The organism is Rhodococcus sp. IEGM 1406 (assembly GCF_030056745.1).
Taxonomy (GTDB): Bacteria; Actinomycetota; Actinomycetes; order Mycobacteriales; family Mycobacteriaceae; genus Rhodococcus_F; species Rhodococcus_F erythropolis.
The window spans coordinates 601,690-627,379 of sequence record NZ_JASHKO010000003.1 but is presented as its reverse complement, the minus strand read 5'-3'; the positions used below and the strand labels follow the sequence as shown (position 1 = coordinate 627,379).

At 62.2% G+C, this 25,690-nt stretch carries 27 protein-coding genes and 1 pseudogene; 15 read left to right on the top strand and 13 right to left on the bottom strand.

Annotation, left to right across the window (positions count from 1 at the left end):
* Positions 1–60 precede the first annotated feature (60 nt).
* From QM596_RS18595 to QM596_RS18580, 4 genes are all read right to left on the bottom strand, one after another.
* Positions 61–510 (bottom strand): GNAT family N-acetyltransferase, encoded by a 450-nt coding sequence (locus QM596_RS18595; RefSeq protein ID WP_024487568.1) that lies wholly within the window; start codon positions 508–510, stop codon positions 61–63.
* A gap of 18 nt (positions 511–528) precedes the next feature.
* Complete coding sequence (locus tag QM596_RS18590) at positions 529–1,005, bottom strand: GNAT family N-acetyltransferase (RefSeq protein WP_283309626.1); 477 nt, start codon at positions 1,003–1,005, stop codon at positions 529–531.
* 174 nt (positions 1,006–1,179) lie between these two features.
* On the bottom strand, positions 1,180–2,301 hold the full coding sequence (locus tag QM596_RS18585) for a DUF475 domain-containing protein (protein ID WP_020906048.1): 1,122 nt from the start codon (positions 2,299–2,301) through the stop codon (positions 1,180–1,182).
* 137 nt (positions 2,302–2,438) lie between these two features.
* On the bottom strand, positions 2,439–3,014 hold the full coding sequence (locus QM596_RS18580) for a TerD family protein (protein WP_020906049.1): 576 nt from the start codon (positions 3,012–3,014) through the stop codon (positions 2,439–2,441).
* 243 nt (positions 3,015–3,257) lie between these two features.
* Between QM596_RS18580 and QM596_RS18575 the strand changes: the two genes are divergently transcribed.
* The 9 genes from QM596_RS18575 (at position 3,258) to QM596_RS18535 (ending at position 13,510) form a co-directional block, all read left to right on the top strand.
* Positions 3,258–4,403: a hypothetical protein gene (locus QM596_RS18575; RefSeq protein WP_007727045.1), complete on the top strand. Its 1,146-nt coding sequence runs from the start codon at positions 3,258–3,260 to the stop codon at positions 4,401–4,403.
* A gap of 92 nt (positions 4,404–4,495) precedes the next feature.
* Positions 4,496–5,653: an HpcH/HpaI aldolase/citrate lyase family protein gene (locus QM596_RS18570; protein ID WP_042950575.1), complete on the top strand. Its 1,158-nt coding sequence runs from the start codon at positions 4,496–4,498 to the stop codon at positions 5,651–5,653.
* Complete coding sequence (locus QM596_RS18565; RefSeq protein WP_030534831.1) at positions 5,650–6,939, top strand: phosphoribosyltransferase family protein; 1,290 nt, start codon at positions 5,650–5,652, stop codon at positions 6,937–6,939. Before QM596_RS18570 ends, QM596_RS18565 begins: the two co-directional genes overlap by 4 nt.
* Positions 6,936–8,045, top strand: a complete 1,110-nt coding sequence (locus QM596_RS18560; RefSeq protein WP_020906052.1) for a cysteine protease StiP family protein — start codon at positions 6,936–6,938, stop codon at positions 8,043–8,045. The genes QM596_RS18565 and QM596_RS18560 overlap by 4 nt, the downstream gene beginning before the upstream one ends.
* Positions 8,042–8,899 (top strand): HAD family hydrolase, encoded by an 858-nt coding sequence (locus tag QM596_RS18555; protein WP_259117750.1) that lies wholly within the window; start codon positions 8,042–8,044, stop codon positions 8,897–8,899. Before QM596_RS18560 ends, QM596_RS18555 begins: the two co-directional genes overlap by 4 nt.
* A 27-nt stretch (positions 8,900–8,926) precedes the next feature.
* The gene (locus tag QM596_RS18550) at positions 8,927–10,321 is read left to right on the top strand and encodes a TerD family protein (RefSeq protein WP_019746739.1); all 1,395 of its coding nucleotides are present in this window, start codon (positions 8,927–8,929) and stop codon (positions 10,319–10,321) included.
* A 158-nt stretch (positions 10,322–10,479) separates the two neighbouring features.
* The gene (locus QM596_RS18545) at positions 10,480–11,373 is read left to right on the top strand and encodes an SGNH/GDSL hydrolase family protein (RefSeq protein ID WP_283309625.1); all 894 of its coding nucleotides are present in this window, start codon (positions 10,480–10,482) and stop codon (positions 11,371–11,373) included.
* Positions 11,374–11,413: 40 nt separating this feature from the next.
* On the top strand, positions 11,414–12,970 hold the full coding sequence (locus QM596_RS18540) for a TerD family protein (RefSeq protein ID WP_283309624.1): 1,557 nt from the start codon (positions 11,414–11,416) through the stop codon (positions 12,968–12,970).
* Positions 12,971–13,054: 84 nt separating this feature from the next.
* Positions 13,055–13,510 (top strand): tellurite resistance TerB family protein, encoded by a 456-nt coding sequence (locus QM596_RS18535; protein WP_003941110.1) that lies wholly within the window; start codon positions 13,055–13,057, stop codon positions 13,508–13,510.
* 56 nt (positions 13,511–13,566) lie between these two features.
* Here the strand turns inward: QM596_RS18535 and QM596_RS18530 are convergent, their stop codons facing one another.
* On the bottom strand, positions 13,567–14,088 hold the full coding sequence (locus QM596_RS18530) for a 2-oxo-4-hydroxy-4-carboxy-5-ureidoimidazoline decarboxylase (protein ID WP_003941084.1): 522 nt from the start codon (positions 14,086–14,088) through the stop codon (positions 13,567–13,569).
* 566 nt (positions 14,089–14,654) lie between these two features.
* Between QM596_RS18530 and QM596_RS18525 the strand changes: the two genes are divergently transcribed.
* Positions 14,655–15,104: a hypothetical protein gene (locus QM596_RS18525; RefSeq protein ID WP_283309623.1), complete on the top strand. Its 450-nt coding sequence runs from the start codon at positions 14,655–14,657 to the stop codon at positions 15,102–15,104.
* A 296-nt stretch (positions 15,105–15,400) separates the two neighbouring features.
* On the opposite strand, the gene QM596_RS18520 is transcribed toward QM596_RS18525, so the two are convergent.
* The gene (locus tag QM596_RS18520) at positions 15,401–15,589 is read right to left on the bottom strand and encodes a hypothetical protein (RefSeq protein WP_042953701.1); all 189 of its coding nucleotides are present in this window, start codon (positions 15,587–15,589) and stop codon (positions 15,401–15,403) included.
* Between the two features lie 517 nt (positions 15,590–16,106).
* Here QM596_RS18520 and QM596_RS18515 point away from each other — a divergent pair.
* The gene (locus tag QM596_RS18515) at positions 16,107–16,802 is read left to right on the top strand and encodes a hypothetical protein (protein ID WP_283309622.1); all 696 of its coding nucleotides are present in this window, start codon (positions 16,107–16,109) and stop codon (positions 16,800–16,802) included.
* Between the two features lie 207 nt (positions 16,803–17,009).
* On the opposite strand, the gene QM596_RS18510 is transcribed toward QM596_RS18515, so the two are convergent.
* Entirely contained in the window at positions 17,010–17,486 is a 477-nt protein-coding gene (locus tag QM596_RS18510) for a DUF5956 family protein (protein ID WP_134932037.1), read from the bottom strand.
* A 138-nt stretch (positions 17,487–17,624) separates the two neighbouring features.
* On the opposite strand from QM596_RS18510, the gene QM596_RS29805 reads away from it, so the two are divergent.
* Complete coding sequence (locus QM596_RS29805) at positions 17,625–18,035, top strand: YunG family protein (RefSeq protein WP_019746764.1); 411 nt, start codon at positions 17,625–17,627, stop codon at positions 18,033–18,035.
* A 3-nt stretch (positions 18,036–18,038) separates the two neighbouring features.
* Here the strand turns inward: QM596_RS29805 and QM596_RS18505 are convergent, their stop codons facing one another.
* On the bottom strand, positions 18,039–18,170 hold the full coding sequence (locus QM596_RS18505; protein ID WP_283309621.1) for a hypothetical protein: 132 nt from the start codon (positions 18,168–18,170) through the stop codon (positions 18,039–18,041).
* A gap of 216 nt (positions 18,171–18,386) precedes the next feature.
* Here QM596_RS18505 and QM596_RS18500 point away from each other — a divergent pair, with 216 nt between their 5' ends.
* The gene (locus tag QM596_RS18500; protein WP_283309620.1) at positions 18,387–19,517 is read left to right on the top strand and encodes a lipase family protein; all 1,131 of its coding nucleotides are present in this window, start codon (positions 18,387–18,389) and stop codon (positions 19,515–19,517) included.
* A gap of 745 nt (positions 19,518–20,262) precedes the next feature.
* Here the strand turns inward: QM596_RS18500 and QM596_RS18495 are convergent.
* Together QM596_RS18495 and QM596_RS18490 are read right to left on the bottom strand one after the other, a co-directional pair.
* Positions 20,263–20,754: a DUF6301 family protein gene (locus QM596_RS18495; protein WP_020968329.1), complete on the bottom strand. Its 492-nt coding sequence runs from the start codon at positions 20,752–20,754 to the stop codon at positions 20,263–20,265.
* A 118-nt stretch (positions 20,755–20,872) separates the two neighbouring features.
* Positions 20,873–22,099, bottom strand: coding sequence for an MFS transporter (locus QM596_RS18490; RefSeq protein ID WP_070387118.1), 1,227 nt, complete (start codon positions 22,097–22,099; stop codon positions 20,873–20,875).
* 307 nt (positions 22,100–22,406) lie between these two features.
* Between QM596_RS18490 and QM596_RS18485 the strand changes: the two are divergent.
* Positions 22,407–22,613, top strand: a pseudogene (locus tag QM596_RS18485) (lipid-transfer protein); the annotation flags it as partial.
* On the opposite strand, the gene QM596_RS18480 reads toward QM596_RS18485, so the two are convergent.
* Together QM596_RS18480 and QM596_RS18475 are read right to left on the bottom strand one after the other, a co-directional pair.
* On the bottom strand, positions 22,613–23,434 hold the full coding sequence (locus tag QM596_RS18480; RefSeq protein WP_283309619.1) for an HAD-IIB family hydrolase: 822 nt from the start codon (positions 23,432–23,434) through the stop codon (positions 22,613–22,615). The pseudogene QM596_RS18485 and the gene QM596_RS18480 sit on opposite strands and share 1 nt — an antisense overlap.
* A gap of 636 nt (positions 23,435–24,070) precedes the next feature.
* Positions 24,071–24,619 (bottom strand): AAA family ATPase, encoded by a 549-nt coding sequence (locus tag QM596_RS18475; protein ID WP_113682055.1) that lies wholly within the window; start codon positions 24,617–24,619, stop codon positions 24,071–24,073.
* A 342-nt stretch (positions 24,620–24,961) separates the two neighbouring features.
* On the opposite strand from QM596_RS18475, the gene QM596_RS18470 reads away from it, so the two are divergent.
* Positions 24,962–25,102, top strand: a complete 141-nt coding sequence (locus tag QM596_RS18470) for a hypothetical protein (RefSeq protein ID WP_154606704.1) — start codon at positions 24,962–24,964, stop codon at positions 25,100–25,102.
* Between the two features lie 137 nt (positions 25,103–25,239).
* On the opposite strand, the gene QM596_RS18465 is transcribed toward QM596_RS18470, so the two are convergent.
* Positions 25,240–25,602: an ASCH domain-containing protein gene (locus tag QM596_RS18465; RefSeq protein ID WP_113682411.1), complete on the bottom strand. Its 363-nt coding sequence runs from the start codon at positions 25,600–25,602 to the stop codon at positions 25,240–25,242.
* Positions 25,603–25,690: the final 88 nt, after the last annotated feature.

Sequence of the window (25,690 nt, the reverse complement as noted above, 5' to 3'; positions counted from 1 at the left end):
GTCCTCCACATTGGTGTGCCACGCCCCACCCTGAGATCGCGGTGTGACGACCACCATATATTACTCGCGGGTAATGTGGGGATCGGTCAGATCGGGCGCAGGCTCGAGGTCTCGGCGTAGGAAGATTTCGGAGGGCTCGCCTGGGAGTAACAGAACTCCCGCGTCGGTGTATCCCATTGCGCGATAGAAGTTCTGGGCTGATTCGTCGGCGAGTGTGGAGGTGAGGACCTGCGAGTGTCCCGCGCGGCTCATGCGTTTTTCCCAATCTGTGACCAAAGCGCGCCCGATGCCTTGGCCGCGGTTCGAAGACAGGACGGTCAGCATGTTCATGAACGGAATCTCGTCCCAGAACAAGCCCCAGCGCAGCCATCCGATTGGTTTCCCGCTGTCCTCGGCGACGAGTATCCGGCCGCGTTGGACCACTGACGCGAGTTCCTCGGCTGAGATGTGTGAGTCGTGCTCACGTAAGAACGGCAAGTCTGTCTGCGCTGCGACGCGAATGTTCACCACAGAAGTCAGTATCGCCGTTCAGTCGGAGTTGATGGCGTTCGGCTTGGACAGGTAGACGACTCCGGGGATGTGGCTGGGGTCCGGCGGCAATTGGGAGTAGCCCGCTCGGGTGTACAGGCGAATGTTCCGCACGCTCTTGCTTCCGGTGAACAGCTCGAAACTTGTGGTGTGCTCCGGAGCGTTCTGTTCCACGTGCTGCAAGAGGCGTCGGCCGAGGCCGTTGCCCGCCAAGTCCGGTGCCACCATGAGGCGCCCTATCTGCCATGCGGTTCCGTCGGCTGTGCCGCGGACGGCCCCGACGAGTCGGCCGCCGCGTCGTGCGGTCCAGACAGTCGACTCCTGAACCCAGGCTCGGACCGTGGGTAGGTCCTCGTGGAGCGGGGGTATGTCCATGCTGTTGTTCGAGATTGCTTCCGAGACCCAGCAACAGCGTTGTAGAACAAGGATTTCCGCGGCGTCCTCGTCCGCTGCGCGCTCTATGACTATCTCGTTCATGGTTTCCCTTACAAATAGGTTCTTCGCACCCGCAGGGCAATTGTTCACCCGCAGGCTGAATTTGGCGCGCGGCTGAACAATTGGCGCGCGGCTGTGAATGCAGAGAGTTTCAATTCAGGCATTACAAACAAAACGCCCGCAACCAATTGGTCGCGGGCGTTTCGAGAAAGAACGTCAGACAGTTGCCGGAGTGTTCTCGTCCAACTTCGGATCTGCGTTCGCGATTCGCTTGTTGCGAATGAGGCTGCTGATGAAAGCAGCGCCGATCAAGAAGACACCGACCAGGCCGGTGATGATCTCGTTGATGTGAACGCCGATGGACACCATCAAGATGACGGCCAGAGCGCCGATTGCCCAGTGCGCACCGTGCTCGAGGTAGACGTAATCGGAGAGCGTGCCCTTGCGGACCAGGAAGACCGTGATGGAACGGACGAACATCGCGCCGACGAAGCCGAGGCCGAGGGCGATGATGATCGGGTCTGCGGTGATGGCGAATGCGCCGATGACGCCGTCGAAGGAGAAGGACGCGTCGAGGACTTCGAGGTAGAGGAACAGGAAGAAGCCGGCCTTGCCGGTTGCCTTCGCGAATTCGGTGGGACCACCGGACTTGGTGGTCTCCTCTTCTTCGCCTTCTTCCGGCAAGTTGAACAGTTCACCCAATCCGTTGACCGCGATGTAGGTGATCATGCCCAGAACGCCCGAGATCATGACGGTGGAGACCTTGTCGTCAGCGGCGAGGAAAGAACCACTGAGAACCAGGACGATGCCGGCTACGACGACGGAGAGCTGATCGAGCTTGCCGATGCGAGCGAGGGGCTTCTCCAGCCAGGACAGCCAGGTAATCTCACGCTCTTCGAAGATGAAGCCGAGGAAGAGCATCAGCAGGAACATGCCACCGAAGGCAGCGATCTGCGGGTGAGCGTCGGTGAGGATGGTTTCGTAGCTCGGCTCGCCGTTGGCGAAGTAAGCGGCGTCGTCGGCAGGCGGGTTGAGCGCGAGGTCGAGCGCAGCGACGGGTCCGAGCCCGGAAGCAGCCCAGACGATCACGAGCGGGAACACCAGACGCATACCGAAGACGGCGATGACAATGCCGATGGTAAGGAAGATCTTCTGCCAGAAGTCACTCATTCTTCGCAGAACGGTGGCATTGATGACGGCGTTGTCGAAGGAAAGCGAGATTTCCAGAATCGACAGGATGATGACGAGGAACAGTGCCTCGGGTCCGCCGTAGATGAACGCGACGATCATCGCGATGATGGAGATCGCGATGGATAAACCGAATATTCGCAGTACCACGGAGCGTGGCCCTTTCTAGTTGGTCAATGCAGAGTGGTTACTGCAAGCGGTCTCTCACCGCATCCGAACGTGAAAACGGGGAGGGTTCCACAGACTACTGCGGAACCTTCCCCGAGTCAGCTCGTCGAGAGCGAAGATCAGACGTTGACGCCGTAATCGCGCGCGATGCCGGACAGGCCGGATGCGTAACCCTGGCCGATTGCGCGGAACTTCCACTCTGCACCGTTGCGGTACAGCTCACCGAAGACCATGGCGGTTTCGGTGGAAGCGTCCTCGGAGAGGTCGTAGCGAGCGAGCTCGTTGCCGTTCGCCTTGTCGACGACGCGGATGTACGCGTTGCGGACCTGACCGAAGGACTGCGAGCGAGCCTCTGCGTCGTAGATCGAGACGGGGAAGACAACGCTTTCGATCTCGGCGGGAACCGCAGCGAGGTTCACGTCGATCTGCTCGTCGTCGCCTTCGCCTTCGCCGTCCGTGTTGTCACCCTTGTGCTCGATCGAGCCGTCGGGCGAGCGGAGGTTGTTGAAGAAGATGAAGTGCTGGTCGGAGAGGACCTTCTTGTTCGAGCCTGCGCCGATTGCGCTGGCGTCGAGGTCGAAAGCAGCTCCGGTGGTGGAACGCGCGTCCCAGCCCAGGCCGACGACCACTGCAGTCAGGTTCGGGGCCTCCTTCGTGAGAGAGACATTGCCGCCTTTGGTCAAGCTGACGCCCATTCAGGGGTCCTTTCAAGAGGAGAGACAAGGCCCACTACGACGCGAAGTCGTCTTGGGAGTGTGTTTACCTCCACCACCCTAACCGCAGTTCCGGTGTGTTCGCCGTAACAGCAGAATTACGAACCGAGAAGCGAAGTGCTGGACCCGTAGGATTCAATCGTGGTGGGAAGATGGTCGGAGCGCTTCAATCGGGGGGCAAGAGTGGGGGAGTCGGTCAGTCGTGCGCGGGAGGCGCAGACGGCCATGGTTTCGGCGTTCCTCGACATGGACAAGCGGCAGACCATCGCGTCGGCAGCAGTCGACGCTTCCGCCGAGCTGTATCCCGAGCGAGGGTTGCGCGCTGCGTGGGAACCCGTTCGGGATCGGTGCTTCCAGGCTGCGTCGGACTACCTCGACACCTCCGAGCGCTATGGCAACGATCAGGTACTCCACCAGAACCCGAACGGTGCTCGGGCGGCGTTCGAAAAGTCGGTAGCCGAACTCGTCGAGGCGGCGAAGGGCGTCGACGCCTTCTACAACGGGCATCGTGCGCACCTCGAGCAGGCGACGGTCACGATGTCCGCCATTCCCGTCCTCGGCCAACAGGCCCGAACCCTGGCAAACGCCGTCCGGGAAAAACTTGCTGCCACCGATCAGCGCTATCGCGAGTACCCGTCGGTGGTGACGGCCTCCGAACACCTCGACGACGCAGTTGCAGCGCTCGACAACGCGCGCTCATCCGGTCGCGCCGACGCAGTCCGCACGCGGGCCGAGAGTGTCCGCGAAGCGGTATCGGCGCTCGAGGAAGCATTGGCAGAAGCCCCGTCGACCCAGCACCGTGCCGAGATGACGATCTCCTCGGTCTCGACCAGGTTGTCGGCAGTGCGCACTCGAGTGGACCGCCTCGACCCGGCGTACTCCGCACTGCTGCGCGAGTTCAACGCCGCGAGTTCCGCTGACCTCGTCGACAACAGCAGTCGCAGTCGAGCGCATATCGATCAGGCCGACATCGATCTCAAGGAAGCGAAGCAGTCGCTGGCTGCGGGAAACCCCGAACATGCACTGGCTTTGATGGCCGAAGCCCGCGTGCACCTCGCCGACGCCGAAGCGTGTGCCGACGCCGTGACGGACCGTCTCGCTACTCTGCGTGCAGTTCGGGCAGATCCGAGCCAAAAGGAACGTGAGGTTCGTTTCCGGCTGAAAGACGCCCAGATGTTCGCTGTTAACCAAGGGTTGGTGGCGGAGTGGGGCTCCGTACTCGATGCTCAACTAGCAAGGATCGAGCGAGCGAGTGCGTCACTGTCGGGAACTCATCCGGACTACTGGTCGTATGTATTACAGCTGGACTCGGTATCGACGTTCATCACCGAAGTTGTCGAGAAGATGCGGGCGCGAGCCGGCAAAAACTGAATGGTCGGGCCGATCGGGGGATCGGAGTTGCTCGACGCGTTGGCACAGGGGGTCGTTTCATGGACTTGATTGCGGTTACAGAGAGAAGAGAAATGCAGCACTTTCAACATCTCGAGGACGACGTGCGGGAGCAACTGTTCCTGCATGCGCCTCGATCGTTCGCGGATTCCGACGAGAGGGATCTGCTCGCGATTGCTCTGGGTGCAACTCTCTACGTTCCTGCCACCCGAGCCGGGTTGGCCGACATCGTGGTCAAGCGTGCGTCCGAGGGCGTCAGCTCGATGGTGCTCGATCTCGAGGACGCCGTCGCGGATCACGAGGTGGAGTCAGCGCGAGCGAACGCGGTTGACGCTCTCGACAAGATCGCGTCGACCGACGCCGTCGGCATGCTGCTGTTCGTTCGGGTTCGTGAAGTCGCGGACATCCACAAGGTGGCCGCGTCGTTGACCGAGGGGCGCGCCGCGCTCACCGGGTTCGTCATCCCGAAGTTCGGCAGCGAGTCCGGCCCTGTGTTCCTCGACGCCGTCGCGGACGCATCCGAGTTGCTGGGCAAGCATCTCTACGCGATGCCGGTACTCGAATCACCCGCGCTTGTGCACCGCGATACTCGCGATCTCGAATTGCGCACCATCAGTGGGATTCTCGCGCAACACCGCGATCGAATCCTTGCCGTCCGCATCGGCGCCACCGACATGTGCAGCACCTTCGGCATCCGTCGCGACCGCGATCTGACCATCTACGACGTGCGCGTGGTGGTCGATGTCATCGCCGACATCGTCAACTACCTCGGGCGTGCCGACGGTTCAGGTTTTGTCATCACCGGGCCGGTGTGGGAGTACTTCGCCGATCACGAACGCATGTTCCGGCCGATGCTGCGCGCCACCCCGTTCGAGGAACATGACGCCGTCCGGTTCCGTCAGCATCTCGTCAGCCGCGACCTCGACGGCCTGCTCCGTGAGATCGCGCTGGACCGAGCCAACGGAATCCAGGGCAAGACGGTCATCCACCCGTCGCACGTCGCAGCGGTCAATGCTCTCTCCGCGGTCACGCACGAGGAATATCACGATGCCCTCGACATTCTCGGTGCCGACGCCGGGGGAGTTCAGGCCTCCGGCTACCGGAACAAGATGAACGAGATGAAGCCGCACCGCAATTGGGCCCATCAGACTGCGCTCCGCGCTCACGTGTTCGGTGTGACCAACAAGGGGATCACGTTTGTCGAGTTGCTGACGGCGTTGGTCGATCGATGACAGAGGTTGTCCAGTCCCGGGACGTTCCCTGGGCTACAGCAGAATTCGGCTTGGACCTCGTTCACGGTGATTCGTCGCTCGGGCATTCGGTGCCCGATCTGGTGATCCCGGGTCTTCGGCGGAATCCGCGTCGCGCTCACCTGCTGGTGTCCACTGTGCTGGGAAAGCACGTGCCCACCGAGCCGTCCGTGGTCATCGGTGCTGCCGACGACCTCGGCGATCTGGTGCGGACAACCCTCGGTGAGGGTGTCGACGTCGTCGTGCTCGGGTTTGCCGAAACCGCAACAGGTTTGGGTCATTGCGTTGCGGCCCGTCTGCGCGCTCACTGCTACCTGCACTCGACTCGTCGCGACGTGCCAGGTGCTACGACGCTCGCCGGGTTCGAGGAGGGGCACTCGCACGCCACGAGCCATCTGATGCAGCCGACGTCCGCCGAACTGTTCGAGAACGACCTGCCACTGGTCCTCGTCGACGACGAGATCTCCACCGGCGCCACCGCGATCGATGCCATCCGGGCACTGCACGGGCAATGCCCGCGCAGCCGCTATGTCGTGGCCTCGCTGGTGGACATGAGAACCGAGGAACACCGAGCCGCCAGCGAAGCCGCGGCCACGGAACTGGGTGTGCGGATCGATTACGTCTCTCTTGCTTCGGGTTCGACGGTTCTGCCCGACGGCCTGACCGAGCGCGTCACGGCTCTGGATGCTCCGGACCTCAATCCGATCGGTGACCGACGCGGCACGCTGTCCCGGATGGATCTGCCGTGGCCGGCACATGTCCCCGACGGAGGCCGGCACGGCTTTCTCGATGGCGACACCGAGGCATTCGAGTCAGCCGTCGAGGCAGCGGTGTCCATTCTCGGATCGTCGATCGACGCGTCGCGTGCTGTGATCGTGATCGGTCACGAGGAGTTGATGTACCTGCCACTGCGCATCGCCGCGGGCTTGGAAAGCTCTGGGCGAGCGGTTCGGTACCAGACCACGACGCGTTCACCCGCCTACGTCGTCGACGTGCCGGGATACCCGCTGCGTCGCGGGTTCACCTTTCCGGCACCGGAACTGGGCGAGAACGAACCCCGATACGTCTACAACGCGCAGTGGCCTGACGCGGCGGTCGACGCCCTTGCCTTGCTCGTCGTGGACGAGCCCGCCGATACCGATCGGTTGACGGCGATGGACGGGGTGATCGAGGTGTTACGGAACTCCGGCACCGACGTCCTGGTCGCCACCGTTCGCGGGGCCGATCCGTCGGCGCTGCGCGAATCCAGAGCAGGAGGCTCGTCATGAACGAACCATTGGTCGGGCCCGAATTCGGTTCGTACGCGCCGGGCGAAGTGAAGTGGCTGCTCAAGGATCTTTCGCACGTGGATCTCGAAGCGGATGTATCCGTGCGCGAGAAGCGTATTCAGTCGGGTGAGGCGCACTATGCCGAGTCGCTTCCCATCGAGTACCAACCCGATCAGGCATACCGGGATCTGTTCGAGACGGTGCTCGCCGAGAGCGCTCCACGGTTGGCGCGCGCTGTCGGGACCGTGATGGACTTGGTCTTGGCCGAGCGGGGGAGTGACATCACGCTGGTCTCACTCGCCCGGGCCGGAACACCGATCGGGATTCTGATGCGGCGCTGGGCCCAGCAGACCCGCGGGCTCACGTTGCCGCACTATGCAGTGTCTATCGTCCGAGGCAAGGGTATCGATTCCGTCGCACTCGATTATCTTGCGCACCATCACGACTCGGAGAACGTCGTCTTCGTCGACGGCTGGACAGGTAAGGGCGCCATCGCCCGCGAACTCGACACAGCGTTGACGGAGTACCACGAGGCAGGCGGAGCGAAGTTCGACTCCGATCTGGCTGTTCTCGCCGACCCCGGACACTGCGTGCGAACGTACGGAACCCGCGACGACTTCCTGATCGCGTCGGCGTGCCTCAATTCGACGGTGTCCGGCTTGGTCTCACGAACAGTCCTCAACGACACCCTCATCGGGCCCGGCGATTTCCACGGCGCCAAGTTCTACGCCGACCTTGCCGACGTCGACGTCTCCAACAGGTTGCTCGACGTGGTCTCGGCCGAGTTCGATTCGGTTCGCGGCGACGCAGCGGATTCTCTTGCTGCAGTGCTTGATTCCGACCGGACGCCAACCTGGGCCGGCTGGGAGTCGGTGGAGAAGGTGCAAGCCGAGTACGGGATCTCGACGGTCAACTTCGTCAAACCCGGTGTCGGAGAAACAACCAGGGTGTTGCTGCGCCGGCTCCCCTGGAAGGTTCTGGTGCGTGAACTCGACGCCCCGGAGCATGCACACATTCGGTTGTTGGCGCAGGCCCGCGGGGTTCCGGTCGAGGTGGTACCCGACCTCGCCTACTCGTGTGTCGGGCTGATCAAGGACATCACGTGAGCCGTGCGGACACCGCTGCGTCCCAGGTCCTGATCGCTACGGATCTGGACCGCACGATGATCTATTCGCAGGCCGCGATCGGCGGCGATCCCAGTGGCTCCGACCTGGATTCGGCGCCGAGCCCGTTGTGCGTCGAGTACTACAACGGCGGTCCGCTCTCACACATGAGCGTCGAATCGATCGAACTGCTGACCGCGCTGAGCTCGCGGGCTCCGGTGATTCCGACAACCACCAGGACCATCGCACAGTTCCAGCGGATCGATCTTCCCGGCGGACCGTGGAAGTACGCCATTACGAGCAACGGCGGAAACATCCTGGTGGACGGCGAAGCCGATCGCGAGTGGCGAAACGAGATCGACCGTTCGACCAGCAAGTCCGGCGCCGAGTTGCCGCAGGTTCAGGCGGAACTGGAATCGCGGATCGACTCGAGCTGGGTCAGTTCCATTCGTGTTGCCGACGACCTGTTTCCGTACCTGGTCGTCGATCTGGCCGTGATGCCGAGTGAATTCGAAACCGAATGGAATCACTGGTGCGTGACGCGGGGCTGGAACGTTTCGCGTCAAGGCCGGAAGATCTACACGATGCCCGACGCCGTGTCGAAGTCACGCGCACTGGCAGAGGTGCGCCGCAGACTGGTCGAGTCGGGTGATCTGGATCAATCCGCAGTCGTGATCTCGGCAGGTGACGGCGCATTGGATGCGGACATGCTCGAATACTCCGATTTCGCGATCCGGCCGAGGCACGGTGAGCTGGAAGAACTGAATTGGCAACGGCCGACCGTTACTGTGACAGAAAGGTCCGGTATCGCAGCGAGCGCGGAGATATTGCGGTGGTTCTCTTCCGCGCTCGGGTAATACACGCTCTCTATGAAGGGGATTTAGTTGTCTGTATCGCTTGCCAAAGGGCAGAACGGCCCGCTGGACGTCTCGGATGTAGTTGTGTCGGTTCAGCTGGCTGCAGCCGCTGACCTGTCTGCGCTCCTCGTGACGAGCAACGGAAAAGTTCGTTCCGACGCCGACTTCGTCTTCTTCAACCAGCCGACCGGACCCGGCGTGCAATTGGTGCCCAACCCGGGTGGCATTGCCTCACTCCGAGTCTCGCTCGCCGGCGTCCCTGCCGATATCGAGCAGGTTCGCGCCGTCATCACGCTCGACGACGCTTCGTCGAACTTCGGGCGCAGCGCTGCACCCACCGCTCGGGTCTCCGACGCGGCCGGGAACGTGTTGTACGAGTACGTGATCGACGGTCTCACCACCGAGTCCATCGTCATCGCGCTCGAGGTCTACCGACGCCAGGGTGCGTGGAAGGTGCGCGCCGTCGGCCAGGGGTACGCGGGTGGATTTGCCGCGCTGGTCACCGATCACGGTGTGTCCGTCGACGATGCGCCCGCGCCGCCGCCGCCCACTCCGGTCGCGGCTCCGGCTCCGATCACCCCGCCCTCGTCCGTCGCTCCTACTCCGCCGGCGTACAACCAGCCGCCGCAGCAGCAGCCTTCGTACAACGCGCCGCCGGTTCCGCCGGCCCCGCCCGCGTACAACCAGCCGCCTGCCTACAACCAGGGACCGACGCCGCCGGCCTACCCGCCGGCGCAGCAGCCTGCGTACAACCAGCAGCCGACTTACAACCAGGCACCCCCGGCGCCTCCCGTGCAGAACCAGCCGCCGGCGCAGCAGCCCGAGGTGAGCCTGGTCAAGGGACGCCCCGTCAGCCTGACCAAGGGCCAGAAGGTCACGCTCCGAAAGGAGGGCGGCGTCGCGCTCACCATGATCCAGATGGGTCTGGGTTGGGATCCGATCAAGAAGAGCGGCCTGTTCGGAAGCCGTACCGCCGACGTCGACCTCGACGCTTCGGCGCTCCTGTACGCGGACGGCAACCTCGTCGACGTCTGCTACTACGGTCAGCTGACGTCCAAGGACGGCTCGGTCCGTCACATGGGTGACAACCTCACCGGCGACGGAGACGGCGACGACGAGGTCATGCTCGTCGATCTGCAGCGGGTCCCGGCTCACGTGACCACCGTGATCTTCACCGTGACCTCGTACCGCGGACACACGTTCGAGCAGGTCTCCAACGCTTTCTGCCGTCTCGTGGACAGCACCACCAACTCCGAGCTCGCTCGATACACGCTCCAGGGCGGCATGGCTTTCACCGGAATGGTGATGGCAAAGGTGTACCGCGCGAACGGCGAATGGAAGCTGCAGGCCATCGGTGAAGGTATCCAGGCCAAGCACGCAGGAGAAGCTGCGCCGCAGCTGGGCCGTTTCCTCACTGCTTGAGTCGAGACTGCATAGTCGAGATGAATCCGGTTCGGCGGTAGGTGGTTTCGATCGCCGTCCGCCGAACCGGACATCGTTGTCCCCTCCGTGCGTTAACCTCATGCGGCATGTCGAGCCGTCAGTCGAGCGGCCGTGCGCGAGAGGACTTGGCACAGTAGATGATCACTCGAGGGAAACTTCTCGGTCGGGCGGCGGCCGTCGCAGGCGTTGTGCTGGCGCTCGTGAGCACCGGAATCGCGCAGGCTTCGGTGCCCCAGTCGGCACCGCCGGCAGGTTTTTCCGAGACCGGGATCAAGTACGTCGCCCTCGGTGACTCCCGCGCCTCCGGTCCAAGGCTGGAACCGATGTACCCCGACGCCTGCTCGCGTTCGTACGAGAACTTCGCGGGCAAAATCTCGCGGGCGCTCGACGTGGCCGAGTTCGCTGATGTCTCTTGCAGCGCGGCACGCGCCGAGAACATCATCGACACCCCACAGCTGATTCCGAACTACTGGCCCGTCCAGCTCGATGCTGTTCACCCGGACATCGACCTGATTACCATCTCGATCGGCGGCAACGACTCCAACAGCATCTTCCTCGGCCCCCTGTGCGTCGCTCCGGGACCGGGAACCGATCGTGGATGTCGGTACGACCCGCTCGCGAATTCCGTCGCCCAGTCCGGAATCGACCGGGCTGCCGGAGAATTGGATCGCATCCTGACCGCGGTCACGCAGCGCGCGCCTAACGCTCGCATCTACCTGATCGGAGAGGGCGGCATGATCTCCTCTCGCGGATGCTGGCCGAACATCCCGTTCTCAGACGCCGACGCATCCTGGTTCATGGACTACTTCGCTCGCTACAACACGAAGTTCGACGAGGTCGCCCACGCCCACGGTGTGCGCACTGTCGACATTGCGGCGGCGAGCATCGCCGGCGGGCACGACGCGTGCGCGAGTGCAGATCAGCGTTGGTTCGAAGGCCTGTTCTCGGAGTCGACGGCGCAGCGCTTGCACTTCACGGACGCCGGGATGACCGCAGTGGCCGATCTAGTGGTGGCGGACCTGCAAGGCTGACCGAGAGAGCCCGGTCATGGCATAGTTCGCTGCTGTGGGTATGACTTTTGTTCCCGGACAGAACGCGCCGCTGCAGGCGCCCGTGGTGACGTTTCGAGCCGAGAGCCAGACGCCGTTCGACGTGTCGGCGCTGGTAGCGGACGCGAACCTGCGGGCATTGACGTCCGCGGACTTCGTGTTCTACAACCAACTATCCACCGCTGGAGTGCAACTCGACCAGAGCGGCATCCGGGTGGAACTCGATCGACTTCACCCCGATGCCGCAGCAGTGTTGTGCATCGTCAGCGTGGATCCGGCAGCGACGGCCGCGGGAGCCTTTCGCACGGCCGGGCTCTCCGCCACCCTGAGCGATCAATCCGGTTCGGTCCTGGCCGAATTCGCGATCCCCACCGCAGGCACCGAGACAGCGGTCATCTGCTGGGAGCTGTACCGAAAGTCCGGTGCCTGGAAGATTCGGGCCGTAGGGCAGGGCTATGCGGGTGGTCTGGCGGAACTGATCTCGGTGCACGGCGTCGAGGTCGACGACGAGCCGGCACAACCAGCCCCGACAGCCGCGCCCGCGTGGGACTCCGCGGTGGAGCCGTTGGAGGTGGGCCGCGGCCTCGAGCGTGCGTGGATGATCTTCGAGGACGCCTCCCGATCTGCCGCTTCCTTCGTCTCCAGCAGTGAGTACGCGCTTGCCCGTTTGGACGAGGATCTGACCGCAGCCGTCGCAGATCCGTCGTTGCGGAACTCGGCAGCGGGAGTGGCGGCGCGCGATGCCGCACAGAAGCGTCACGACGACCTCGTCTCACTCGCGCGGGACAATCACGCCCGCGACAGCGCTCAGCTTGCGCACGAACTCGGTGTGATCGACGGCGTGCTCCCACGGTCGATGGCGTCGTGGAAGTCGGTGTCGTGGGCGGGAACAACTGATCCGGCCCAGATCACGGCCGTCAGCGACGGTATGCGTCTTGGCGAGCTGTCGGCTCCGGACCGCGGCACGCTCACCGTTCCCTACTGCGTCCCGTTGCCATTGCGCCGGCCGATCTGGGTGGACAGCACGTCGAGCAAAGCAGCGCTCGGACTGATCAGCGCCGTCACCGTGCGCGTCATGGCCGCCGGCCCGATGCCGCTACTCGACGTCGTCGACCTGACCGGCTCGCTGACGCCACTGACCGACAGACTGGCACCGATGCTCGCGGGCCCGGTCATCACCGCTCACACCGAGATCTCGGCGCGCTTGCGGGCACTGGCCGAGGCCGTCGACATGGGCGAGCTCGCGCGAATGAGCGGTGTCGCAGATGGCCCGAGTTCCCTGCGCCTGTTGATCCTCAGCGATTTCCCGCACGGATACTCCGCCGAAGACGCACAGACCATCATGTTCCTCGCCGAACGCGGGCCGGCAATCGGTTTGTCCATACTGATTGTCGGAGAGGACGAGTCGAACTTCGCGGAAGAATCCGTCGCCGCACTGTCCGAGGGGTGCCAACATCTTTCGGCAGCAGGGCAGACGGAGGTTCACGATCCGTGGACCCGCACGCAATGGCACTTCACCCCGGACGTGCTCGACCCGATCTCCGAGTCGCGAATTCTGGCAGTGTTCGACCGCACCTAGTGGCCGATGGCGGATTGCCGAGCGCACAGGCAGAGTGGTGGTACGACCACGCGCGGTGTGTGGCGGCAATACTCGAGGAGACTCATGGCATTCTGGGATCAGTTGAAGGCTAAGGCTCAGGAGATGAACGGCCAGCTCAAGACAAAGACCAGCCAGTTCCAGAACAAGGAATTCAAGAACGCGAGCATGGCAATGTGCGCGTTGATCGCCGCCGCAGACGGTTCGATCGATCCGTCGGAGCGTCAGAAGACCGCCGCGCTGATCATGAGCAACGAGTCGCTCGCGGTCTTCCCGCCGGACGAGCTTCGTGAGCAGTTCGACTGGTACTGCAGCAAGCTGTCCTCGGACTACGAGTTCGGCAAGGTCGAGGCAACCGCGACCATCGCCAAGCTCAAGTCGAAGCAGGATCAGGCCCGCGCGGTCATCCAGATCGGCATCATCATCGGCGGCGCGGACGGCAACTTCGACGAGCACGAGCGCGGCGTCGTACGCGACATGTGTTTTGCAGTCGGAATCTCTCCGGCCGAGTTCGATCTCTGATCGATTCAGAGCATGAAAGCGGGTGCGGCGCGAAAGCGCCGCACCCGCTTTTCTTTTCAGTACTCGGGATAACCGTCCTCGGGTCCCAGCATGCGCTCGATCCTCGTCCGCGTGATCTTGGCGAGCTCGTCGACGCAGACCTTGCGCTCGACGGACCGCTCGTTGGACATGCGCTGGCCGATGTTCTCGAGCAGGTCGTCGGCGTCGTGGCCGTGCGAACACCACAGATACCGGAAGCCGAAGTTCCGCTCGTACTCCTCGCCGGCGCGATAGATGGTTGCCATGACGGCGTCGTCCGGAACCCAGATCGAGCATTGCTCGAGGTGGGACGGCACGCTGTTCCTACGGACGCCGACCGGTGGATGGCATTGCAGGGCGCGTTCGACGTCGACGTCCGAGAGGTTGAGAATCGCGTCCTCGGCGCGCGAGAGGATCTCCGCGTGATCGGCGAACGGACGTCCGTCGCTGACCCACCCGGCCCAGGTCAGAGAGCAGCAGCACTCGAACAATGCGTGAACTGCCTTCTGCCGCGGTAGTTCGTTGAAGCGCTCCAACCCGATCGATTGATGTAGCAGCATGTGACCTCCCGGCCCGTTGTGCCTTCAGGCGCGCTCGACATGCCGCGCGGTAACCAGATGCGCGACCATTTCGATAATCCGCCGCTTCACCTGGGAAAGGAAGGTTTGCTCACCGAGTTTTCAGGTTCTTAACGCGGCGTAACGAGCTGACTCACACAACGCAGGAGCCCCACCGGCGACAACCGGCGAGGCTCCAGATCGGGAATCTCTAGAAGGAAAAACCCGATCATGACTGACGCTATTCGCCGGCCGGCCTATATCCAGCCAAGGCGCTCGCTCTCGCGATCGTCATTGCCCTCGGCATCACCGCCTGGCGCATTCGTACCTTCCTTCGGCCACCACCGGGACCGGTTCTACGAGCCGCACTCGAGGATGCGTGGAAGACGAGATTGCGGCCACCCACTGCTCCAGGGAACAAACGACGATGTTCCACATTTCGCCACCATCGTTGCGGACGAGCGGCAATCGCGCAGATTGTTGCGGACTGCCGCATCGACGCCGTGCTCGACGACCCACGATTCGAGCAGCCCCCTACTAGGCGTAATGGTGCCTGTAGCGTCCATGCCATGGGCTCCCGAAATTCCCGGCGATGGGGATATGCGCTGACGGCATTCGCGGTCATCGCGGCCGGTATCTCGGTCTTCGGCCCACAGAGCTTTCCGGGGCGAGAGCCGACATTCACCGGGGCCAAAGTCTGGAACATCGATCCCGACGGCACCATCACTGAGATTACGGATTCGGACCTCGTTGCCGAAACCACGTTCGAGGACCCGCCGCCGCTCCGGGCAAGCGCGGTCGTCCGTGAGTTCCACGCCGAGGACGGCTGGGGTGTACTCGACGCAGCCGAAATTCCCGGCGGTTGTTGGGTGTTCTACTCCGAGATTGTGGCGACTGGGTACCGCGTCCTGACTCCAGGCCAGCTAGTGGACCTTGAATACGAGGATCTTGTTGCGCAGTACGGTTCCGACGCGCACCAGGATGGCTACCGTTATCGTGCTACGTCCGTCCATCCGTGAGCCGCGCTGGTCTGGTAACGCGGATTTGGACCGCTTTAGGTGTGCGAAGTGGAATACCGGGAGTGCACCGACGGCGGACTCAGACACCCAGCATTCAAAGGTTTGCGCTCGACAAGTCCGCTGACGAAGTCAACCCGCCTGGTCGCCACTGATTCAGTGCAACAGCACAATTGAGGAAGGTTCGTTGTGGACAATTGGTGGTTGTACTGGAGCCCGTTTCCGCAGCCTGTCCGTGAGTGGCTGTGGATGATCGTGCAGCAGATTTGGCCTAGCTGAGAATGGGTTACGGCCATCATTCACGCCCTGCCCTCGTACAGATCAGCTGCGATATCGATGGTCAACCCGGAACCGTGCGGGCCACCGCCGAGGTAGTAGATCCCGGAAATCCGCGTGGGATAGAAGTTGGCATCGACGATCGCCTCGGACCAGGCGTCTAGATAGGAGAGCAGTTCTTGAGGTCGTCGCCGAGCGCATCGAGTCGACAACCTGCGGTATCGCTTCCATACGTGGTGAATTTGGGTTGGTGAAGCACATGCCGCTTCAGCACAAGGCCGCGAGGTCGGTAGTCAGAAGGGTAAAAATTACCGGGTGCGCGACAACTGAACTCCGCTGCGCCAGACAACGAACCCAGTGAGCGCTCCGACCGCAGCGCTGGCCAGTGGCCCGACGATGAGAAACAGCGTCGGGCTCTCATCACTGCCAGGGCAGAGGGAGATCGTAGGTAAGTTGGTCGGATCCGTGATCTGCGATGTCAGAGGTGCGTACGAAGAGCAATGGGTCGGTTGTCCGAGCCACCAAAGCACGAAGCCAACGCAGATAAGACCACCAATCAAGAAGGTTGCAGCCCCCGCTGCGATCAACGTACGCATCTCAGCATCCTTCCATGGTCCTCCAAGGTAAAGGATGAAGGATGATTGTGGAACAGATTTGGTCTGGCTGAGTCTGCAGCCGGTCGGCGGCGGAATACGATCTTGTAACACCCGGCGGCGAGAGGATCACAACATGTCGGAACGCATCAATTCCGCCTACGTACGGTCCACTCCGCAGTGGGATGCGCACGTACTGCGCAGTGGTCAGGTCTTGCGGCTGGCTGGCGAACAAATTCCGGACCCGGTACTGAGGGAGAAGCTCGATGCCCTGAACCGTCCTGAACGATCTCGTACCGAACAACTGATTCGTAGCCGAGATCTCCCCGACTGGCGGCGACTCCCGCAAGCCGATTCCAACCTTCGCGCTTCATACGACATATCCCTACCGTTCCCCGCCGACCCCAGCCTCGATCTCCGGTTGACCAACCTGCAGCTATTTCGTACTGGGCTCGCATTCCATGTCGTAGCGCACGAACCCACGCCCGAGGAGATGCCCTCCCTCGCCCAGCCGAGCAACGAACAGATGAATTTCGGATCCCGGATCAAACCCGGTGAACCGCACAGAATTCGACTCATTGTCGACACCATCACCGGGCCGATTCTCGCGAACTCGACCCACCCCGGCGACTACCCCGACGACCCGAATGAGCCGTGGTTGTACAGTGGCCGTTCATGGCGTGGTGTCGCCGAGAACCTGTTCGGCATCACCACCGGCGGCGAATACTTTCTCAGCCCGCCCCCTCAGGGGCCCTTGTGGATCACCGTGTCATATCCCGAGTTCGGCCTGGCTCCGACAACGATCGAATTCGAGTTACCGCAATTGCTGTGAGGGAACACTGCACGTTTCGAATACTGCACATCCGCCAGTCAACCCGCCGGGTCGTCACTGATTCAGTGCAACAGCACAATTGAGGAAGGTTCGTTGTGGACAATTGGTGGTTGTACTGGAGCCCGTTTCCTCAGCCTGTCCGTGAGTGGCTGTGGATGATCGTGCAACAGATTTGGTCTGGCTGAGACCGTAGACCGGCGAGACTGGTCAGGAAGTCGGCGGTATCTGGCTGACCAGTGATTCGTACAATCGCTCTATTGCTCTTAGGACTTCGGCCGGTTCGATGTATTGGTTCTTCTCACGCAGCGCGTATTCCAGTTCTTCGCCATCGCGAACGCTTTCAGGCACCAGCACGTGCCATTTGTACCCCCGGGGTTGCAACCGGACTCCGGCCTCCGCGAGGTAGGAGTTGACGTCGTCGTTGACCATCCGCAGGTCTTCTTCGGTGTATGGCTCGAACCAGACTTCCTCGGGTTCCCTGCTCGGGTCACCGCGAGTAACCCGTACGGGCGGGTGCGCGGATGCCGGATGCGGTGTCCTGTAGCACCGGCTTGGCCCCGCAACCCACGCGGTCAGCGCTCCGTGTCCATTCGAAATGACGCTGACGTAGCGACCCACAGGCAGGGCACTGGGCACCTGACCGTCGACCTCGGACAATGGATACTCGCTCCAGTACTGCGCCATGTCGTCCATTATCGTGCGCGAGCTGTGATTTCGGCATTAAGGGAGCAGACGCAGCAAGGTGCAACGGATGCAATCGTTCTCTGCCAGAGTTGAATTCCCTAAGGAAATGCCGTTCACGTTGCATGGTAGTTTTCGTCGATGGATTCCGTCTCCTTGGTCCGCGTGACCGAAGCACTGAACGCTGCATGGGGACCCGATACGTGCGCTCCAGAAGACATCGGGGATTGGTCGGAGGAGAATCCCGCGCGCGGGCAATGTGCGACTACTGCGGTGGTGGTGCACGACTATTTCGGTGGTGACCTGGTTCGCGGCGAGGTGCACGTTCGAGGTGAACGAGTGGACTTTCACTGGTGGAACCGGTTACCAGACGGGTCGGAGATTGATCTCACGCGTGAACAATTTTCGGTGCAGGAGAGCGTGATCGGTGGTGTCTATGTTCCGCGTCCGACGGGTTGGACGCGGCTCGATTATGAATACTCACTCCTCTCAGGCCGAGTCGCCGAACACTTGAAGCGCTCACCCACAACATTTTTGGCGTCACAGGGTTGAACCTCACTGCACCAGATCGTCCGCGCGATGTACTTGTGGATCGGCGATGGCGGTGCGCTTGGTCATGCCTCTTCGTGCGCATTCGAGCCCGAAGACACCCATCAATCGTGCGCCGTGCCACATCAATGCCCTCACTACGCATTTCCAGCCACACCTTGTGTGCGCCGTAGACCGAATAATTCTCGGTACGCACACGGCTGACCTCGACTTTAAGTTCTTCGTCGCGCACGGTCCGCTGGCCCCTCGACTGCAGGAGCGGCACCCGAAGATGGTCGAACCGGTATACCGGCACCTCCGGTTCGCGCAGAATGGAAGTCGGCGCAGACACCGACGAACCACGGGAGCGATGCGATGATCCGACGACGGCTCGGCCAAGCATTGATGGTGATCGCGCTCGCCTCCGCGGCCGTTTCGACCGCGCCCGTCCACGCGCAGGAACCGTCGTCAATCACGACGCCGGGTACAGTGACCGCGGCAACTTCCCTGCCGCACTCCTTCTGGATTCCCGGCGCCGCCAACGCATCAAAGCTCACGTACTGGTCCACGGGACCGCTGAACCAGCCCGCGTTGAGTACGGGCGCGCTCTTCCTGCCCCCCGGCGATCCACCCGAAGGCGGCTGGCCGGTCATCTCGTGGGCTCACGGCACTGTAGGTATTTCCGACCAGTGCGCTCCCACCGTGACCGGGACCGTCGGCAGTCCGTACCTCACGAACTGGCTCTCGCAGGGCTACGCGATCGTCGCGACCGACTACGTGGGGCTCGGCACGCCGGGAATCCACGCGTACCTGGACGGACCGTCGGCGGCGCACAGCGTGATCGACATGGTGCGCGCCGCGCGTGCGGTCGAACCGTCGCTCTCACCGCGGTGGTTGGCACTCGGACAGTCTCAGGGCGGGCAGGCCGCTATGGTCACGGCAGCGATGGCCACACGGTACGCACCCGAATTGGACTACCGGGGCGCGGTCGCGACCGGGGCGCCGTCCAATCTGGAGAACCTTGCACCACTCGTGGGGCCGGACTTTCCCCGCTTGCCACTGACCGGCAGCATCGTGTTCGTCTCGTACCTCTTGGCCGGACTCCGGGCGGCGCGACCCGATCTCGACATCGATCGCTACCTGACACCACGCGGCACGGATGCCCTGGCCCGAGCCGAAACCGACTGCTACCAGGACATGGCATCGGGCCTCGGCGACGTCACGATCGGCGATCTGGTGAACCGGCCCCTCGACGATCCCGCGGTGCTGGCTGCTGCTCGCGGCATGCTGGAGATCCCGACGACCGGGTACGACCGGCCAGTGTTCCTCGGGCAGGGGCTGACGGACGAGATGGTGCCGGCACCGCTGGCTTTGAAACTCGCGGCCGAACTCGCCGCCAACCGCCAGCCAGTCACATTCCGCACATATCCGACCGGTCATATCGAGACGATGCGGGCAGCGCTCCTCGAAAGCCTCTCCTTCGTCCGGAATCTCTTCCAGCCATAGGTGAATCATGCGTTTCGTGAGAGCTTGTCCGACCCACTTTTCATCTTCTCAGCACCGTCAGGAGTGCGCGGTTGACCGAGGATCTGCCGAAGCCGAGCGTTGCAGCTATGGCGTCGAGGCCCTTGCCCCCGCCGCAGGTTGGACCGTCACCTAACATCGGGAGCGAGGCGCGTCAATAACCATAGACCTCAACATCGCATGTCCTGGGGGCCGCGGATCTAGACACGTACAGCGTCCAGGCGATCGACTTCGACGTTTACGGATCGCTTGGGTACACAGGAAGCTGAATCCAGCGGGCTGCCAGGGGTGTGGTTCAACGGACTGACTGATCGATTGTCGACTGAGCTTGGGCTACCTCCTCGTCGTGGGGAGGACAGCATGCGGTGGGACCTGTCTACCGTGGTGGTCACTGCCTATCGGGGGAAGCGGGACAACTTCGTGAACATTGCAAGCCCTCAATACCGAGCAGATGAAGACCAAATCGACGAGTACATCGTCAATTAGAGCCCGACGACGAGGTGTAGCACGCAGATATCACTACAGCCACCCTATCCGCGCATACGTGTGCACCGCCCCACCTCGCCGGTCTTCAGGAAGAATTCGACTGGTCGGAGGCCGTCGACGGCATCGATCCATTCCAGCCACAGTGCGATGCGACCAGACGTACCGACTTTGACCGATCTGCTGAAATATTCTTCCTGGCAACAGAATTCGACTGAACCTGGTCAGGAGATGGACTCGATCGCTAGTCCTCGTCCTCGTACTCCGGTTCGGGCTCATCCATCCATGACTGATATCCCGGACTCGTCAGACGCAAGTCGATCGCACTGACACTTAGGTGCAGTGAAATGACCGCTTTCGGCAGGTCCCACCGGAGAGCTGCCTTTGGTTCGGGTTCGGCGCTCGTGGCTGTCCCCAGGAGTGCGGTAAATGCCACATCGAGGTTCGTGAACCCTTCGTCCAGCAACGGGCGCACCACTGTCATGGGCGTAGCGTCATCTGCCACGTCCGTGACGAAGATCGAGATCCAATTCATTCTGTGTTGCCGCCCGAACATTATCGATTCGGGCCGACCGACACGGAGGCCGGTCCGAATCGAGGCGCCGGTTTGATCCGATTCAACGAGCTCCCATCCAGCTTGTGCGCAGAAGGGTTCGAGGTCGTCGACGGCCCAGGTCCAGTTGAATTCTGCGGCGAGGCGGGCAATGCGGGCGGCGCCCTCGATGTCGACGTGCATGCGTGGATGCTATCTGCGAGTGTCAACATGACCCGTACCTGGAACGGACGCTCCTAGGAATTACACGCTGTCAGAGAACTCGGCCGCCGCGGAGGTAGACCTGCGCTGAACGTCGAGGTCAGAGATCCCGCGCCGAGTGTCGCAGCGGCGAGAACGCCAGTGTGCCTGCCGCGATGGCGAACACGATGGTGACGCCGATCAGGGTGGGGCGTTCGCCGATCGCGCCGACCAACAGGCCTGCTGTCACGGCGCCGAGGGCGGCCATGGTGCGGTTGACGGAACGCCGGGCGGCATTCACGCGCCCGAGAAGCTCATCCGGAGTGAGCGCTTGCCAATAGCCCATCTCGTTCGCGTTCTCCGCGCCTGCCGCCAAGCCTTGCAGGCCAAGAGCTGCGAAGAGCAGGAGATGGCCAACAATTGTGTCGGTCGCGAAGGTAACGAGAAGCCAGGTGAGGGGATACAGCGAGCGGGTGAGGATGACCGTTCGTCCTGGTCCGATTCGCGTGCCGATCGCATGTGCACTGGACGCTCCGAGGAGGCTTGCGACACCGAACGTCGTCAGAAGCAAGCCGTATGTGTAGGCGCTGAACCCGAGTGAGCGGAGGGCGAAGAGAGACAGCACAGTCAGCGCGGCTCCGTTGGCGAGGAACCACACGTGTGTCGATATTGCGAGTGGGTTGAGAGTGCGGTGGCGGTAGGTGAATCTCAGACCCTCACGCACTTCGTTCATCAGGTTGCGGGAGCGAGAAGCGGGTCGCGGCTCGTCTACGTCGAGACCGGAATTGAGTGCGGCATCAGCGAGATAGCTGATTGCGTCGACGGCAATCACCACGGGAGCGCCGAGCAGGCCTACGAGTGCGCCTCCGACCGTTGGCCCCAATGTCGTTGCTGCTGCGTCGGCTTGGTCGAGTCGAGCGTTTGCTTTCACCAGTTGGCTGCGTGGAACCAGTCGGGGTAACAAGGACTGCATCGCAGCGAAGCCGAACACCGAGAAGGAGCCGAACAACAGCAACACGATGACCAGGACCCAGATGTGCAGAAGGCCGGCGAGCCACAGAAGCGGAACAGTGCCGAGTGCTACCGCTCGACCGACGCTGGCCCACACTAGGATTGGCTTTCGCCGCCACCGATCGACGTAAACCCCCGCGAACAACCCGAGCACCGCATAAGGAATCAACTGAGCCGCGTTCACCATACCGACTTCGAAGGGCGTCGCGTCTAGAAGCTGCACTACCAAAATGGGCATCGCCACCGCTGTCACCGACGAGCCGGCCGAACTGATCACCGCGGCCGTGAGGAAGCGGCGAAATGATGAACGATTGACGGCCGGAGAAACCTCACTCATCGCTTCTACTCACGATGCCGCCACATGTCCGACTCCGCAGGTCCGTCCCATGAAGGGGACTGTAGTCGAGCACGCCCGATATGGTGCTGAGCCCGGGACGGTTGTTTGGCATTGCGAAGTTGACAGAAGTACTCGACATGGCGACAGGGGGGCGACTCTACCGATTCGAGGGAAGGCATCACCATGGTCGAAACAGGCTCTCCCACACGCATTTTCCTGATACCCCGCACTGAAGAACGCGACGGGTACGAGAATGAGTGCTTCACCCATTACGTCCAAGGCATGTTCCACCGCTGGATGTCAGGGCGCCACAGGATCTTCGGCCCTTTTCCTCGCACGCCAAGCCGTCGCCAGCGGCACCGTCGAATGCGCATTGGCTGTCGGCTTCGAGCAGATGAAACCCGGCGCACTCAAGCGGGTCTGGGACGACCGCCCAGCGCCGATGTTCCGTTTCGACGATCTGATGACCGAGATCCAAGGCGTCCACGACGCGCCGCGCACAGCCCAGATGTTCTATCGGAACCATGTCGACAATGCGGTGGCAAGACCGTTCTCGGTGCCTGGTGGGCAGATCTGGTCGGCTGCGGCAAGCACGGAAGCGGGTGCGTGACCCATGGCCACGCCGTGAGCTGCCCAGTCCAGCATTTCCAGATCGTTGATGCCGTCACCGACGGCTAGGGTCCGTGTTGCGGCGACGCCCAGCTCGATGCGCAGCCTTTCCAGCATCGCAGCCTTGCTTACGCCGGCTGCGGTCAAGTCGGCCAGTGGTTCGTCTTCGTAGCACAGGCTTCGAATGCCGGGGAGGTCGAGAGTAGACAAGATTTCGGTCAGCTCCTGCCCACTGCGTCCAGGCCAGTGGATCGCTAGTCGAGTGGTCGGCGTGGTCGCAAGTTCGTCGATATCGACCAGCTCGACCTCGCCGTGGTGCATATCCGCGTCGTCGACACGGCCGGTTGCTCTGACCCCGATGCCCGGGTTCTCGGCTACGAAGATCGCGCCGGGTAGTTGTTCGCGTAGTGCCGCGATGGGAGTGCGTAAATCGAAGACCACTTGCTCCGCGATTTTCCCGGTTGCGGCATCGATCAGCACGGCCCCGTTGGAGCAGATCGCGAACCCCGTCATGATGTCGAGCTCGAGTAGGAACGGTCGTGTGGCGGGGGCGAGTCTGCCGGTGCACAGCACGACGTGGGCTCCGGATCGAACAGCGGCCCGCACAGCCGATCTGACTGCGATGCTGATCGTTTCGTGCGCGAGCGGATTCGTGTCCTCCGCGACGTGCAGGGTGCCGTCAATGTCGAGGGCAATCATCATCGGGTGGCCGGATTCGAAAACCAAGGGTCATCCTTCGATAGTGTCAACTCGACAAAATTCATCGGTAGACCGTGTGATAGGTCGGTTCGGGTGCAACATACTCGAATCGGTATTCGTCGCCCAAACAGAAGCAGTGTCCGCCACGTCATCGGCACCGTCCACACACTCAGCGGGCGAGGCATCGCATTCCGCTCCCTCACAGAAGGATTCGACACCACCGAGGATGGACGGTGGTTCCTGAGCTGCGGTCACCGGATCACGCGAGGTCGCCCGCGGCCATGAAATGCCCGAATCAGAAATGTCAGACCTGGTTAATGAACTCCCCACAAGGTGAGACGGGTTTCTCGGACACGCTGTCGATTCGGCAACTGTTGAAATCGATTTCGCTCCGGAACCGTTTTCTGTCGGCGGACGAGGGTTAGCTGGTGACCTGCACTCATTTCTCAGTCACATCAGGGAACATGTCTCATCCTCCGGTGCCTCAGAAACAGCCTTGGTCTCAACAGTTCACGGCCGATTCTGAGACTGACAGCGAAAGCCGAGACCGCAGTCGGCGAACCAAAGCGGGCTTTCCACTCCGGTTGAAGGGTCCCTGGCTGGTATGCCTCGTATGGCCCGCGAGATGGCCTGCAACAAGACGGTTTCCGGCGGATTGAGCCGCTACTGTGCAAAGAGTCGGAAACGGTCGTCGCGAATGGCCGCTGCCACTTGTTGGGCACTCTGTTCTTCCGCGTCGCCCGACGTGTCCAGTACATGATCGTCGAGCTCGCCGAGGTCGGAGAACTGATCCCACATCGAGAGGATTGGCCCCTCATCGATCAAGGCGCTTGGCGCGGTTCGGGCTTGGGCTCGCTTCAGCGTGATGTCGCGCTGCGGCCGGAGCACGATGTAGTGGACCGCCAAGTTCGGGTGCTGTGTCGCGTGTGTGCGGAAGTGGGGGAGCATCCACGGCCCGATGATTCCGTCGATCACCGTGGTGAAGTCGCCGCGAGCATAGGTATAGGCGGCGCCGGCGATCACATCCATGACAGTCTGGTTCTGCGCATCGGACGTGGGCTCGTACGGAGGTATCGCGCCCGAAACGATGCAGTGCCAGAAGTCGTCTGTGTGCAGATGAACGCCTTTGCTGTAACCGCGGGCAAGTTTCGCGGCGAGGGTCGACTTCCCTGCCCCTGGTGGGCCGGTCAGAATGATCACTTGTGCGCTCACGCACGACAACCTATCCCTATCTCGACGGCTGAAGCACCCGATTTTCCCGGCCTAGGTCCAGTATTCTCGCCGAACGACGCGGCGATGTCGTGCGAAGCGTCGCCGCCGTCGTGCTCGCGGTTTGGCCGCGAACATTTCGGTCCCGAAATCGCACTCCGAGTTGGCCCGCGCTGGCAATTCGCCGCCATGCACCCGGATCGTGCGTTCTCGTGCGGGTAGTGCAAGCAGGGCGGGGCGGAGGTTTCGTGGTTGTCGACGCCGTCGAAGTCTCCTATGGCATCTCAGATGGAGATACGTCCAACCCTGGGTCAGCTTCGCCGGAAAGTCGAGTATGGTCCGGTCATGGGCCGACTCACAGAACTACTCAAGTCCGTAAAATCACTCGGATCACGCAAAGACACCGCCGCCAAGCAGGAAAAACGCGCACTGGATCGGTGGGAAAACGAAGGCGGCCCTGTCGCAGAGGATCCACGACAACGCTGACCCCGGACGAGTGCCAGCGCGCCTGGACCGATCAACCCAGCCAGAATTGGCCGCAACTACCTGATCGGCGCCGGCAGTGCAGACCTCGACGCACACGGAAGTACAACAGACGTTTTCGATGGCTGAGGTCGGTCGCACTACGTCGTGGGCAGTGATGAATCCCCGTGGTGACCGGTGGCTATGACGACCACCTGAACAACAGCGTCTTCAGGCATCTCGGGGTAGTAGTTGACCCGGAGTTGTCTTGCGAAATTCGTCATGTCGGTGCCGGGTGGCTGGTGAGCTGCTAGCGGCGACAGATGAGCGAGATCGTACGTTTCTACAGCGGTGACCTGTCCTGCAAGGGGGCGGGCGGTCGGGTGATTGTCGAAGATGAAAATTGCCGGCCCTTCGTGAATGTCTTCGCGCCAGCGGACGGTGGAAACTTTCGCGCCAGAAACCACTGCCGTGTAATGCTTCTGATGAAAGTGCACGGTTTGAGCAGGAGCGCAGGTCGTCATGTTCGCATTGTCCACTAAGCACGGCCAGCACCAAGGCGGTCCTACCCTCGATGGCGGCGGCCGAAAGCGTGGCCTTCGCGCCCCCGCA